10 protein-coding genes are annotated in these 13,881 nt (G+C 46.9%); 1 reads left to right on the top strand and 9 read right to left on the bottom strand.

Annotated features, from left to right (window positions below; translation table 11 throughout):
* Nucleotides 1-75: 75 nt before the first annotated feature.
* On the bottom strand, nucleotides 76-366 hold the full coding sequence (locus SD10_RS08135; protein WP_046573349.1) for a hypothetical protein: 291 nt from the start codon (nucleotides 364-366) through the stop codon (nucleotides 76-78).
* Nucleotides 367-751: 385 nt separating this feature from the next.
* A complete protein-coding gene (locus SD10_RS08130) occupies nucleotides 752-1,090 on the bottom strand; it encodes a winged helix-turn-helix transcriptional regulator (protein WP_046573348.1) in 339 nt (112 codons plus the stop codon).
* Between the two features lie 91 nt (nucleotides 1,091-1,181).
* Between SD10_RS08130 and SD10_RS08125 the strand changes: the two genes are divergently transcribed.
* A complete protein-coding gene (locus SD10_RS08125) occupies nucleotides 1,182-1,754 on the top strand; it encodes a hypothetical protein (protein ID WP_046573347.1) in 573 nt (190 codons plus the stop codon).
* A gap of 538 nt (nucleotides 1,755-2,292) precedes the next feature.
* Here SD10_RS08125 and SD10_RS08120 read toward each other — a convergent pair.
* The 7 genes from SD10_RS08120 to SD10_RS08080 all read right to left on the bottom strand — a co-directional run bounded on the left by SD10_RS08120 (nucleotide 2,293) and on the right by SD10_RS08080 (nucleotide 13,769).
* Nucleotides 2,293-3,183: an alpha/beta fold hydrolase gene (locus tag SD10_RS08120; protein ID WP_046573346.1), complete on the bottom strand. Its 891-nt coding sequence runs from the start codon at nucleotides 3,181-3,183 to the stop codon at nucleotides 2,293-2,295.
* A 15-nt stretch (nucleotides 3,184-3,198) separates the two neighbouring features.
* On the bottom strand, nucleotides 3,199-3,753 hold the full coding sequence (locus tag SD10_RS08115) for a TetR/AcrR family transcriptional regulator (protein WP_046573345.1): 555 nt from the start codon (nucleotides 3,751-3,753) through the stop codon (nucleotides 3,199-3,201).
* A gap of 1,337 nt (nucleotides 3,754-5,090) precedes the next feature.
* A complete protein-coding gene (locus SD10_RS08100; RefSeq protein WP_046573342.1) occupies nucleotides 5,091-6,104 on the bottom strand; it encodes a sterol desaturase family protein in 1,014 nt (337 codons plus the stop codon).
* Between the two features lie 179 nt (nucleotides 6,105-6,283).
* A complete protein-coding gene (locus SD10_RS08095) occupies nucleotides 6,284-7,792 on the bottom strand; it encodes a RagB/SusD family nutrient uptake outer membrane protein (protein ID WP_046573341.1) in 1,509 nt (502 codons plus the stop codon).
* 18 nt (nucleotides 7,793-7,810) lie between these two features.
* Nucleotides 7,811-10,936 carry a SusC/RagA family TonB-linked outer membrane protein gene (locus SD10_RS08090; RefSeq protein WP_082111725.1) on the bottom strand — a complete coding sequence of 1,042 codons (3,126 nt, stop codon included), beginning with the start codon at nucleotides 10,934-10,936 and terminating at the stop codon, nucleotides 7,811-7,813.
* A gap of 1,065 nt (nucleotides 10,937-12,001) precedes the next feature.
* On the bottom strand, nucleotides 12,002-12,577 hold the full coding sequence (locus tag SD10_RS08085) for a HupE/UreJ family protein (RefSeq protein WP_052731124.1): 576 nt from the start codon (nucleotides 12,575-12,577) through the stop codon (nucleotides 12,002-12,004).
* On the bottom strand, nucleotides 12,561-13,769 hold the full coding sequence (locus SD10_RS08080) for a hypothetical protein (RefSeq protein ID WP_046573340.1): 1,209 nt from the start codon (nucleotides 13,767-13,769) through the stop codon (nucleotides 12,561-12,563). The genes SD10_RS08085 and SD10_RS08080 overlap by 17 nt, the downstream gene beginning before the upstream one ends.
* Between the last annotated feature and the right edge of the window lie 112 nt (nucleotides 13,770-13,881).

Genomic DNA, 13,881 nt, shown 5'->3' with positions numbered 1-13,881 from the left:
GTCAGTACTAAAGGATAACCGACTAATGGGCCAGTTGGGTTTGTATTTTTGAATTAACCTACTTAGCTAATTACATTACTCGGTAATCGCAGTCGCTGGCTCAGCCCGATCCGGTAGCCCGTGTTCCAGCCGCTTGGCCAAGAAAGGAACAAACCCAGCAACCGCCGGCACGCTCAGCACATTGAACAAAACAGGCGCGTTGGCCAGCTGTCGTTCAGGAGTAGCCCCTGCTGAGACCCACAGGATCAGTTGGGTGAACGGTGCAATCAGTAACAGGCCCATCAGAATCGACAGCCGGTTAAACGACAGATGAAACAGACCCGTTCGCAGCGCGGCCCGGCTCCGGCCCAGAGTATAGTTCGCCATCCTACTTCACCAAAGTTTATCAGGACCATTTTGGCCATTTGCCTACGCAGGCAAAGGCATAATAATCAGGAGGTAGCTTACAATAGGCAACTCCCTTCCTGGCTAGATGTGATTAAGGCGTTCGGTTTCTAACTGGCCCGATCTACTTTTAGCCGATCGTTACAAGAGGGGTGTGCTTATCTGCCGAAGTCTCGGGTACCGTTATACTTTCTCTGCTTGAATTACACAATGCCCCTTTAAGGTGTTGACCAATGATAGTATTATCGTCTCAAGGAAGAGCGATTTGTGAGACAAAGGTTTTAATATCTGTCAACCCTAGTCAGTAGCCTATGCTTCACTGTTAAAGCGATATAAGTAAATTAACCAATCAAGCCTTATAATCAAACTATCTGTTTTTCATCGCATGAATTCCCCAGTCCTGCATGACGTAAATGACGGGCATCAGCGACTCGCCGTAATCAGTTAGTTTGTACTCAACACGGGGTGGTATTTCCGGATAGATAATCCGCTTGATAATGCTGTCTTCTTCCAGCTCACGGAGTTGATTGACGAGCATCTGTTTGCTGATGGCAGGAATAGCGCGTTGCAGCTTACTGAACCGATTACAGTTTTTACTGATGCCATACAGGATCAGTACTTTCCACTGACCACCGATTCGATTCAGGCAGTGGGCAACCGGGCAGTTGTGCGGATTGAAATCCTTGTTTTTGCGCAAATTAGCCATTAGTCTAAAAAAATGTACTAAGTAATATAAAGTAACCTACTTGCCTCTTTTAGACGAAGATAACAGCTTTGTGTCTTCAATTACAGAAACAATGACAATCAAACAAATCAAAGAAGTGATAGCGGGCGGTGAATGGGTAAGTATTGCCCCTGAAGTGCGTCCAAGTCTTTCGCGAAACGAGGATGGAAGCGCCAAGCCCTTTTATTTATCCCGACGATTTACGTACCAGACTGACGACACCTTCACGCTGGAGATTGTAAATTTTGCCGACGCCTACGGGAACCTGCCCTTAGCCAAACTGTTCATCAAAGGCCATATACAGTGGCAGGGTGAGCATCCGATTGCCGCTGGTGCGCAGAAGGTCGATTTCAGCGCCGATGAAGTGTATGAAGTAACGCCATTGCATCCGGGTTTTGTGAGTATACTGAATCAGTTTGCCAGGACTAATTTCAATACCTGGGAGGTAAACGGTACGCAAAGTATTCAGGGAAAAGCGTTTGCGCCATTTGGGTTAGCGGAAGGGCAAATCTTTAAAGAATACGATCTACTATACGTCTTGAATAATATGCTATTTTGGGGGGCGCGGCACGTCGATGGACGTGGCTTCGACACCGAAGGGAACCGTCCCACCAATTTGCAGATTCCATTAATCCGGCAGCCATAATGTACGAACCCTTTAAAGATAACCCACTTGATAATCCGATTTGGCCTGCCTGGATTGGCAATCACCAACGCGTTGGTTTCGGAAATGAGCAGGCAAAATACTAGCACCTTAAAATCGCTCCATTTGCTACCATAGCCGAATCGACCAGAGTAATTTTTAAAGCGTTGGGGCCGTTACTTCCTAATGATCAACCCATTGCTCTATTCTCGAACGATGATCAGATTGACCCATCGCCCTGGGTAATCAGGAACCGGATCGATACTCTGATAATTCCGTGAAGAGTGTATGGAGTGAATAAGGACAAATAGTATCGTTCAAGCATCAAAGCCATTAATTTGGAGTAGTTTTTTGATGACTTACAAACGTATACATGATCCATGAAACGCCCTATTTACAGACAAGTAAATCCACGCCGTCTCCTAAAGGGGGTATGAAACTGAACTAAGAACAAAAATCAACGATCGTATTGGTTAGTAATTTTCTTGCTAACCAATACGCACATCCCAACAAGCTAGTTATCGATTGTTTAATGACTTGGCTAGCCCAAAAAATCGCGGATGAAACGACTCGTTTCAAGGGGCTTCTCTTCCTGCACAAAATGGCCTGATCCTACTACTTCCTTTAATTCCAACTGATCAATGTAAGAAGGTAGCACATAAGAAAGCAGCTGATAGCCAGCTGGACCAGCTATGCCAATGGTGGGTGCCTCAATACGCTTGTCTTTAATATCGGCAATGTCTTCCGGAAAGGTTTGATACCAGCCATTGGAAGCACGGATAGCGTCCTGACTGTTATATGCCTGGGCATACACTTGCCGGTCAAACGAGTTTATAGCCGTTTTGTCCTCCAGCAGTTGGTCAAAAAGCCAATCCTGTACCAGATTGAAGCGGCCCTCCAACACCTGTTCCGGCAAATGCTGGACTTGGTTAAATGCGACCCACCACGGATGAACGCCCGCTCCAATCGGAAGCATGGGAAGCTTATACAGATTCTCGTCAGGATGAGGGGTATCCAATACAATCAGCTTTTCAGTCTTTTCCGGAAAATGAGCCGCAAAGCTGAAGGCGACGGCAGCTCCAATGTCATGACCGGCGATGTAAGTCCGCTCAAGGCCCAATTGGTCGAGTAAAGCCGACACATCACTAGCCATGCCTTTTTTCGAATAGCCCGTCGTTGGTTTATCCGAGCTTCCCATACCGCGCAGCTCAACCACAATGACCTGATAGCTCTCCGCCAGCAAGGGCATGATTTTGTGGTAGCTCCACCAGGTTTGCGGCCAGCCGGGTAAGAGGACTAGCGGCTTACCCTGGCCACCTGATACATAGTGCAGTTGAACGTCATTGACTAATACGTGGTGGCTGGTGAAACCGGGAAGCTGTTTGACTAATTCGTTATCGACATAGTTGTCGGCTGTGTTGGTTGATTGCATACGTTGGATGGCTGGTTATTGAAGGCCAATACTTCCTTTGAATGAGGTCCACGAAAATGTTTTAATGTCGTTGCGAGCCACGTCGCCTGCTTGCTGAGCGTCGATAGCGATGTCGACCATACCGCCAAACAAATTGTAGATCCAGGGAATGGATAGCTTTTTATCAATGGCTCCCTGTTGCTGAAGGCGCTCGACTAACTTAAACCAGTTGGCTTTCACATCATCATAGGCCAGTTCATGTTTGTCAACCAGATCCGTGTACTGATTGCGCTTGAAGAGTTTTTTGACAAACGAATATTGAATTCCTACTTCCAAAGCGGCATAGAACATGTTTTCAAGCTGAAGGGCGGGTTGCTGACTACTTTGGTAGGCCTCCGTCATTTTGAGATTGCAAACTCGGAGCATCGTTTGTTTACATTCATGCACCAATGTACTCCGGTCGTTGAAATAGCGATGTACCGTTCGTCGGGTCACTCCGGCCACGGCAGCGATCTGTTCAATGGTGGCCGATTCATCTCGGTTGAGGGCAACAACTGCCGCTTCAATCAATTTTTCCTTCGTCCCTTTCATGTCACAAATATAGTACAAATGACTCACGTTTGTGACATTTATTGGTAATCTCGCTAAAATAAAGGCGTTTTAAAAACGCCCCTTTTTGCAGCATATACATGACCAGGCCGCTGTTACAGTCATCGGGGCTAACCAGATAGCCAGTGAGGGTGGCTTTAACCTCTTGAGGCACTAGCGGATTCTTGTGACAGCCGAATAAACTGAACAAGAACAAAATGATAGTGAAAGCTTTCATAGGCGGTAAGATTAGTTAGTAAAATACCTTGTCGGCTACGAATCAATCGTTCCCTTATCATCAAGGGGTCCGTCGATATACTAATTGAGTCGAATAGCTGATTGTGCCAACCGAACCGTCCAAAAACCCTTGACTTATGGTTTTAGGAAGGACATCGGTTTCCAATTCATCTGTCGCGTAGTGGTAAGTAAGCTTATTGGGATAGCCCGTACGTTTTCGTTGGCATAAGTAGTATTGAGCCATGTTGGTACAAAGGCGTTCCCCAAACATAATCAACACCGTAATGAGATGGCTATCCTTGTTTCTTGAAGATAATTCCGGGCCTGTAGGTAAGCTTCAAGTTGATGCTCCGGAACCCGAGGACCAGCCCCACCTTGGAAATGGATGATTTGGGCCGCTATTTCACTCGGTATTGCTTGCCAAAAAGTTTGCTTGCTTTGGGTGTTTGCCCAGTGGCCCTCGCTGAGGGTCGTTAAGGTTTTCTTAAACTGGGCGACCTGAGTCACACCTATGGGTCAGCTATCGGGTGAAGACGAAACCGGATTGTACCAATCTGATCTGGTGGGGTGGTTGACTGAATAAACCCCTTTCGGAACTCGGACAATCTCAACCGCTGGCTGCTTAATCTCCAGCTTCTTCTGCTACAGGGCAAGTTGATGGCCTACAGCTTTGCCATGGGCTGAGTCATCTTCGAGCAGGTGACCAGAAGGCCTAACTCGTAGTTTTCTACCGCTTTCATAGCTTCTTGACTTAGCCAACAAGTGTGATTACAGTAGATAAGAGACTTTTCAAGCGTGTGGAATTACACGTATATTATCTACAAACGGTTTTTTTCGTAGTAACGGGACAAAAAGTACGCTAGGCGTTTTGAATCTGTATCTAGTACCCGTTTGACGTAAAAATCAGGCACATTGATTTTTGATATAAGTTTCGTAAATAAGGCGTAGCTCAAATTCCATTAGTTTAACAGCCTTTCTTATACTAGAAAACCTCTGTTAAGAATAACATCTAAACTTAAAAGGACGAGTTGACCCGAGTGTTAAGGGTAGTGGTTGACAGTTATTATAACAAGCCATCCGGTTAAACAACCCAGTAGAGCGGGTCAGCTGACAGGAGCCGCAGGCTCGCCGGTAGCTTGCTGAAGATACGTGTGTCGAACCACTTTCGCCGTTTTGTGATCGCCGGTATGGCTCCAACCAGGTGGCATAATGATGTATAAGAACTTATTTACCAGGCCAGGAGCCCGCTTTATATCGATGAACAGCGCATAGAACTCCCCGAAATAAGCATCTCCAAAATGACCCCGCCTGATCTGACGGGATATGCCATATTCAATTTTTAACTCCTTTTCTTCCTGTTGTAATGTTCCAAAAGCTTTGTCCCAGATAGGCAATAAATTACAAAAGTTAGTGTCCATGTAAAGCGGATTCTTGGCATGGTGCACGCGGTGGTGTGAGGGAGTAAGCAAGATTTTATTGAGAAAACCCAACCGACCGTCTTTCAGGAGGTTCTCGCCTACGTGGATAAAAGCACCCCAGGTCCCATCAATGAACATGATGAGAAACAAAAGTGGGGGTGTCACCCCGAGTAACAGACAAATGGTAGTCCGGATGATATCAGCGTAAGGAGCCTCCAGAAAAAAGTGAGCATACGTAACCGAAAGGTTCATGTCTTCCGGTGCATGATGAGTAGAGTGCAGGCACCAAAATAGCCGCACTTTATGGCCCAGATAATGGTAGACAAAGTGAGCGAGTTCCCAAACGATATACCCGTAGATGAACCAGTACCAGGTAAGGTCAGCCTTCAACAAACCGTGGCCTTCAAATAAGCCGATGCAATAAGCCACTGCGCCAATGGAGAGATACCGGGAAATAAAGCGGTTGACAATGTAGATCAAAAAGGGCATCTTATAATTTTCCACCTTAAAGGTGCGGTACAAACCTCCCCGAACCAGTTCGATCAGTAACAGGATCGGAATCAGTGGAGAAAGAGCCGACTGGAGGCCCTTCCAGGTAAGCAACGACTGGTAATCGCCCGAACGGAACATCTCCATCCAATGGCGAATACCAAAAAAACCGGTAAACTCGTCGACGAGAAGTTGCACGATATCTGTCATGATGAGTTGCTTTTTAGTTGACCCAATAACGTTTCTTAATGTATGAGAAGCTAAAAAAGGAGAAAGCCTACTACTGGCAACAGATTCAGGGGAAGTCATTTCTATTAAATCATCAGTGGTGCGCTCGTTACTGAACATACCCCTGACGATTTAGCAGAAATGATTTCCCTGAAGGTTACCTAATAACCGGTATTATTAGGCAACAGGTTCGGGTTTACGTTCAACTCCTGAAGAGGCACAGGAAAGAGCAGATTCTTTTCGGTAAATGTAGCGTCGAACACCGTTCTGTGCCCCACAAAATCGTCCCAGTTACCCGTCACGTCATTGTGTACTTTACGGGTACGAATCATGTCGAACCACATCTTGTTTTCGAAGCACAACTCAAAATAGCGCTGCAACCACACCTCCTGTTCAAAAGCGGTTTGGCTCAATGCACCGATTGGCGCCAGTTTGGCGCGGGCACGAATTTTATTGACGTAATCAACTGCTTTCGCATTAGGTGAGCCCTCGGCCCGGTTAGATGCTTCGGCATACATCAGATACACATCGGCCAGCCGGTACAGTGTATAATTGAGGTCGGACTTGGCCGTATTCGTTACCGCGTTCACATCGAACCACTTATAAATGTACGTGTTTCTGAACGTTACGGTCTCGCCCGTTTTCAGACTGGGATAGGACCGGTATACAAACTGCCGGTCCTGCGCCCGCTTGTCGCCCGCCGGGAACGACTTCATAAACTGATCCGTCGGGTACACAGACCCGTATTCATCAGCATATTTCGAGATGCCCGAATAGTTGGGAATCGTGAGGGGCGTCAGCGGGTTAATGGATGGAACGCTGGCGGCATACTGTACCTGCAGAATAAATTCGCCCAGGTTCTTATTGGCCGGGTTTATCATATCTGTGTATTCTGGGAATAAGGTATAGCCACCGTTTTGAATCACATTCAGCGATCGTTTTGCCGATTCGGCGTAAAACTGCGCGCCACCGTTGATAGCCGCACCCGCATAGGTCAGATATACATCAGCTAACAGCGATTCGACAGCGCCCATCGACACCTTCCCCGTATTATCCTGCCAGGGTAGCGTCGATTTTTCGGCCAGAAGCAAATCGGGAATAATGATCTTATCATAGATGTCCTTCGCCGGTGTGCGGGGAACATTCAGATTCAAATCGGTAGGTGTGCTGGTTACACTCGGTACCGCCCCGTACATGCGCACCAACTGAAAATAATACAGGGCTCTGAGGGTATGCACCTCTGCCAGCATATTCGTTTTCTGCTCGTCCGTTAGTCCACTGGCATTGATCGAGGGAATGCTCTGAATGGCCAGATTACAGTTCCCGATCCCTAGGTACATTTGCTGCCACCAGGTATCAAAATAAAAGGACGAGTTGTTGTAGGCCAGCTTCTGAAACGTAGCAAACCCGGTCTGCCCTAAATCGCTATTGACTTTGCCGGTCACAAACTCCAGCAGGTTCCAGGTATTACCACCATAGGACGCGGGCTGGCCAGACAGAAAACCCTGCAGGCTAGCATAGCCCGCATTGGCGTAGGCACGGGCAACTTTTACGCTCGAAACATTGGAAGAGGGTGAAATAAACCCGGTTGGATTTTCCTGTAAGAACTCTTTGCAGCCCCCCATTGTCAGCAGGGCAAGGACGACTAAACTATATCTGACTATTTTCATGACGTTTCGTAAAGAAAGTTAAAAAGTGAGGTTTACGCCCAGATTCCAGACGCGGGGCCGGGGATAGGAAAAGAAATCGAGGTTTTGCGAAAAGGCGCTGTTTGATCCGTACCCCGCATTGAACGTATCCACCTCCGGATCGTAACCGCTGTACTTGGTGATGATGAACAGGTTCTGTACACTCGCATAGACCCGCAGCCGATTCACTTTCAACCGCTGTAAGGCAGAATTGGCAAAGTTGTAACCCAGTACAAAGTTTTGCCCACGAATAAACGAGCCATCTTCTACCCACCACGTATCGAAGTGCGAATCCTGCGCAAATTTGTAGTTACGCACCTGCGAAATCATGGTATTCTGGTGGTCAGGTGTCCAGGCATCCAGCACGGTGGCCAGGCTGTTTGCCAGCGTCTGCCGATCTTCGGTAGAATGCTTGAACGTGGCCGCCGTGTTGATACCCTGCACAAAGCGGATATCGGCGGTGAGATCCCAGTTGCCGTACTTGAAGGTGTTGCTCAGTACGCCCGTCCATTTGGGCGTTGTGCGGCCAATGATGCTGTAGTAGTTGCTGCCATCGGCATTATAGATATACTTCCGGTCGCCGGGCTTGAGGTTGTGCTTGGCGGCTTCATCAGCCTCATTGGAACCGTACGTACCCAGCCGGGTCATGCCCCACAGAGATCCAATGGGCTCGCCCACCCGCAGAATGTTTGTCTGACCTAGAAAATTAGGACCGGGAAAAATATCTGCATTGCCATTATTGAGCTTTAAAATCCGGTTCCTGTTCGACGCAAAAACGACACTGCTCGTCCAGGTAAAGTTGTTTTTCCGGATGTTCGTACTGTTCAAGCTTACTTCTATACCCGAGTTTCGGACCGAGCCGATATTCTGGTAGACATTGGCATTCTGCTCACCCGCCGACCACGGGATGGGCGCCTGCAACAACAGGTCTTTGGTAACCCGGTTGTAATAATCAACGGTCAGGTTGATGGCCTCGCCGATACCCAGTTCCACCCCCGCGTCGAATTGCTGCGATTTTTCCCATTTCAGATTGGGGTTACCCAGGTAGCTAGGCAACAGGGCCGATTGCTGGGTGCCTCCTAATATGGTGTTGGTCGGCTGAATCTGCGCAATGGAGCGGTACTGACCAATTTCCTGATTACCCGATAAGCCGTAGCTTGCCCGTACTTTTAAATTGGTAATGGTTTTGTTGCCTTTCAGGAAATCCTCTTCCGATACGCGCCAGGCGGCTCCGGCAGATGGGAAAAAGGCATATTTATTATTGGCCCCGAATTTCGATGATCCATCGTAGCGGCCAGTGGCCGTAAATAAGTACTTCTCATTGAGGTTATAGCTCAACCGGGCGTAGTAGGAGTTCATGGCCCATTGGTAATCCGAGGAGGTCGATGAACTTTTTACCGAACCCGAGCCGAGGTTGTGCCACTGAAAAATGTCGTCGATAAAGTTCTGGGTTTCAACATAGTTGGTTTCCTGGTTATACTGCTGCCAGGAGGCTCCCAGCAAGGCGGTCAGGTGTTGATGCTCATTAATGGTTTTGTTCCAGGTCAGGTAATTTTCCGACTGCCAATACTGGGTCGAGTTGTTGGTGATACCAGCAATCCCACCCTGATCCGCCGAGATGTGCGGCAGGTTCTGAGAAGAGAAGAAGTTGTTTTTCTGGTAATTTACGTTGTAGCCCAAATCCGTTCTGAAGTCCAGGTCTTTAGTGATGTGGAACAGCATATATACGTTGCCCAACGCCTGCAGCGTGTTATTGAGCGTGTACCGATTCGTGGCCGTATTGACCGGGTTAGGGGCTCCTTCCAGACCAGCAATGTCATTATTACCCGCCCAGGTACCATCCGGGTATTTTACCGGTACAATCGGCACTTCTTCCGTAACAGCGCGGGGAACGTTCAAGCCACCGTTTCCATCCGAAACTACCTTTTGCCGGCTGTTGATAACGGAAACAGTACCACCTATTTTCAACCATTTGTTAACGTTGTTATCGAGCGTTAACCGAACCGAGTACCGCTTAAAACCGGAGTTGATCATCAGGCCATTCTGATCCAGATATCCCAGTGATAGGCTGTATACGGTTTTATCGTTCCCCCCCTGAATGTTCAGATTCTGATTCTGGGAGAAAGCAGGCTTGTAGACTTCTTTTTCCCAATTGGTGTTATACAGAGGCTTGTTGTTCGTGTCGAACAGCAGTGGAAAATGAGCGTGGTCGAGCGGAGCCAGGGGTGTCCAGGTCGCGCCGTTGGGGTCGAACTTGCTGCCATTGGCGAACGCCTGATTATAGACCTGGACAAACTCATCCGAATTCAGCGTTTTGACATGACGGTACAGTTCGCTCACGTTTACATCGCCGGAATACGTAACACGGGCAGCGCCTGACCGGCCCCGTTTGGTAGTAATCAGAATAACCCCGTTGGCACCCCGCGCCCCATAAATTGCCGTTGACGAGGCATCTTTCAGTACTTCCAGTGATGCAATGTCATTTGGATTAATGGAGTTGCCATCCACCCCAATCACGCCGTCGACAACGTAGAGCGGGTCGATGTTCGAGTTGATCGACCCTAAACCACGAACCCGTACTTTGGCGGCTGCTCCGGGTGCGTTGCTGTTTACGCTGACCTCAACCCCAGCTATTTTTCCCTGCAATGCCTGCGAGACGTTGGGTACGGGTTTGTCCATCAGCTCCTCTCCTTTGATCGTCGCTACCGCCCCAGTCAAGTCAGATTTCTTTACTGTGCCGTAACCAATAACCACGACTTCACCGAGGGCTTTTGCGTCGGATACCAGCGTAATGTTGACCGTGCTCCGGTTTCCAACTTTTACTTCCTGACTGACATAACCGACAAAGCTGAATACTAAAGTTGCCAAAGTATTTGGCACAGAAATTTTATAATTTCCCTCTGTATCTGTTGTTGTTCCGGTCCCGGTTCCTTTAATAATAATGTTCACCCCCGGCACTGCTGTTTGAGTTTCCGAATCGATAACTTTTCCGGAAATAAGTATATCTGCTGTCGTTCTTTGAGTAGGAACACCAGCGTTCACAATGAGTAGTTTTGACAATAAAACATTTAACAGAATAAACTGCGTAAACCTGCCAATTCTACAGATGCATTTCTGTATAGTCATTTTCATACGTTTTGTGAGTTAAGATGTAAAAAAGTAAAATTGTATAGCAAACTATGTAGAACTAAGTCGCGATTTTCTGTGCCCAGACAAAGTCCAGATTTATTGCAGAAAATACTCATAGACAACTAGTTATACCGCTCATCATTCCATTATTTCACGACATCCTAAAGAATTAATTAAAAAATCCTTTAAAATTTTAATGCTTTTTAAAACAGGCTCTATAAGCCATTCTGGTATAAACGGCTGAGAATTAAATACGAAGAGTTTATTTAATTTCTAAAGTTTTTCTCTTATTAAAGATGATTACTTTAAATAAATTAATAAAGAATAATACTAAAACCTATACTCTCGTAAAAGATTAAAATACCATTAAGTACAGGCTAAGCTCTAACCTGTAATGAAATCATGGGTGAACAAAAAACGATTATCTATCTTGTAGACACGACATTATATGCCTTCGGCTTAATATTCATTATATCATTTTTCAAGCTTACTTTTCTGTTGTAGTTACTTTCCATAATTCACGAGCGTAATCTTCCCTACTGCTTCGACAGCCAGCGTGGCGGCAGGCTCCACAGATTTGCCTTGACATAATGAGTTAGATTGTCAAAAGGCTCGGCTTCCTGTGTATCTAAGCCTCCAGGTGGATTGGTATTAGACTCAGTACAGTTACACGGCCCCTAGAGATGAGGATTACCAATAAAATAGCAAACAGGAAATTCCAAGTCGTAGTAAATACTAATTAAGAAAGTGGCTGAACCTGTCAAAAGAGCGGCTAGATTTAACTGAACATTGAGGTTAGCATACTTTAACTCAGTGGACTACTAAAACAGGGCTTGCTACTTTTCACTGAACACGTCACAGGGTTGAAAGGGCATGTAATTGATGATAGCTTGATCTTTTTATACGCCCAAATTTTTATACTAGACACATGAACGTTCCTTTGTTTTATAAATGAGCGTTTAAGGAGACGTAGAGGAAAGGTAGTTTTGGCGACTTGGTTTACATATGGTTGATTATCAATTGATCGGCACATTGTGAAGAGTTGGCCAGTCGGAGTTAAGTTTATTTTAATAATAACCAAACGCCAAGTAGCCCTATTCCGGCACCCAGCAGCTGTATGTACCGGCGGCCATGCTTGTCTTCCAGGAGCAACAAAGCGCCCACGGCCCCGATCAGGTGAAGGCCCAGCGTGGTAATCAAAAAACCAATCATATAAGTTATCGGTGTCACCGTCTGATTCATTTCCAGGCCATGTGCTAAGCCATGACTAAAACCAAACGATCCTACTCCTACACTGGTAATCCAGCCAGATATACGTCTATCCAATAGAATGGCTCCCCCTACTACAAGCACGGATAAGGCAATCATCAACTCACTCGATTGCTCCACAAGCTGACAAAGACCTACTAATCCCCCTACCACCATCATGCCCAAGAAACAGCCGGGCACCATGTACAGAGCTAGGCCCCCTACCTGAGCACTCCAGATGCCAACGGCCAGCATAGCCAGCACATGGTCTGGTCCCGTCAGTGGGTGAAGCAGGCCATTGCCCCCAAAGCCATGACCCCAACAGGGGGCACTGACCATGACAAATAGCAGGAAACTCTGTATTATAGCTTGATCAAGCCTGTTTCTCATAGATATCAGATGATTGTTTCTTGGTCTCACTTACAATTCTGAAGAGCGCGAGAATAGCCGGTATCATGGGGAATAACGCTGTATACATGCCTGAGAAGTAGGTGTACCCCCCGCCCTGCCGAAGCAGACGAACCACCGGGAAAACTACAATATGGGTAGGTTCACCCAGAATCATACCCACGATCATAAACCAGAGAATGAAGTGGCCAAAGGCTTGGCCACGCCAAAGGCTATAGGCCGCTAGTACCCAAATAGCTGGACCGACCAGAGTGATGAGGTAGTTAAACTCCTCATCCGGCCAGGCATGTCCGGAAAGAGCCGTAATTTGCTGATTAAAGTGGGTCAGTACTTCTTCTCCCACATGGATATAAAACAGCGCTTGTAGCAGTAAATACAAGGGTACCAACTGATAGGGATCTACCCAGTAGCGGGCGGTCGTTTTACGCCAACCAATCAGTCCACCCATCATCGAGCCCATAATGACTCCGACGGGTAAAAGTCCCGCCTGAACATACAAGGTGACAGCATAAACTGCCATAAAGCTGATGAATAGCATTGACCATAGATTGATTTGACGAGTCGTTAAAGGATTTGCCTGTTCGATACTGGGTCTATTGCCCACTTTTGGTTTACTCAATCGAAGCAGTCCACAAGCGCTGACGTAAAACAGGCCCATCGCCGTCAGTGTCCCCACGATATAAAGAGGCAGGTAGCTGGCTGGATGAGTCAAGTCGATGATAAACTGAAGCAGCGATTCGGCTACACCAAATAAAAAGCCCCACCAGGCGAAGAAAAGGCCGATTCGTTGTCGCTTACTGAGCAAGTAACCACCAATCAGCAATCCGGAGACAGGTAGACACACTTGGGGCAAAAACCAGTTGGCATACCCGCTGGCGCCTGACGAATGGCCCCCAAAGGGATAAATAAGCTGGATAAATTCATGGGCGTGAGTGGCATATCGGATCGTATTTAAGATCAATAGACACACGATGGAACCGATATAATACGGCACAAGGTCTACTTGGTAACGCACCGATTTAGTTGACCAACGGCACCAGCCTAAGAAGGCAACTCCACTAATTAGCCCATACTCTATCCCCAGCCCTTTACTAAACTGGATGCAGCCAATAAGTGCAACGGTAATGGCGCCAAAAATAATCCATAAGCGGGTAGCCAGTGTAGAGGGCTGCATAAGTAGCTGGAAGGTCAAAATAAGAATGGATGAACAGACTGAAAAATGTAGTCGTGTTATTAGGTTATAGTATTAGAATTAACTAACCAGTTGGTTAATGACATGACAAAAA

The sequence above is a fragment of the Spirosoma radiotolerans genome, from assembly GCF_000974425.1.
In the GTDB taxonomy this organism is placed as follows: domain Bacteria; phylum Bacteroidota; class Bacteroidia; order Cytophagales; family Spirosomataceae; genus Spirosoma; species Spirosoma radiotolerans.
The sequence above is the reverse complement of the archived record's forward strand: the minus strand, read 5'-3'. Positions and strand labels throughout refer to the sequence as shown.

Excerpts from the sequence above, each read along its gene's own strand:
- SD10_RS08115 (WP_046573345.1), bottom strand. The coding sequence starts at position 3,753 with ATGAAAGGGACGAAGGAAAAATTGATTGAAGCGGCAGTTGTTGCCCTC.
- SD10_RS08100 (WP_046573342.1), bottom strand. The coding sequence starts at position 6,104 with ATGACAGATATCGTGCAACTTCTCGTCGACGAGTTTACCGGTTTTTTT.
- SD10_RS08130 (WP_046573348.1), bottom strand. The coding sequence starts at position 1,090 with ATGGCTAATTTGCGCAAAAACAAGGATTTCAATCCGCACAACTGCCCG.
- SD10_RS08090 (WP_082111725.1), bottom strand. The coding sequence starts at position 10,936 with ATGACTATACAGAAATGCATCTGTAGAATTGGCAGGTTTACGCAGTTT.
- SD10_RS08135 (WP_046573349.1), bottom strand. The coding sequence starts at position 366 with ATGGCGAACTATACTCTGGGCCGGAGCCGGGCCGCGCTGCGAACGGGT.
- SD10_RS08085 (WP_052731124.1), bottom strand. The coding sequence starts at position 12,577 with ATGAGAAACAGGCTTGATCAAGCTATAATACAGAGTTTCCTGCTATTT.
- SD10_RS08125 (WP_046573347.1), top strand. The coding sequence starts at position 1,182 with ATGACAATCAAACAAATCAAAGAAGTGATAGCGGGCGGTGAATGGGTA.
- SD10_RS08120 (WP_046573346.1), bottom strand. The coding sequence starts at position 3,183 with ATGCAATCAACCAACACAGCCGACAACTATGTCGATAACGAATTAGTC.
- SD10_RS08095 (WP_046573341.1), bottom strand. The coding sequence starts at position 7,792 with ATGAAAATAGTCAGATATAGTTTAGTCGTCCTTGCCCTGCTGACAATG.
- SD10_RS08080 (WP_046573340.1), bottom strand. The coding sequence starts at position 13,769 with ATGCAGCCCTCTACACTGGCTACCCGCTTATGGATTATTTTTGGCGCC.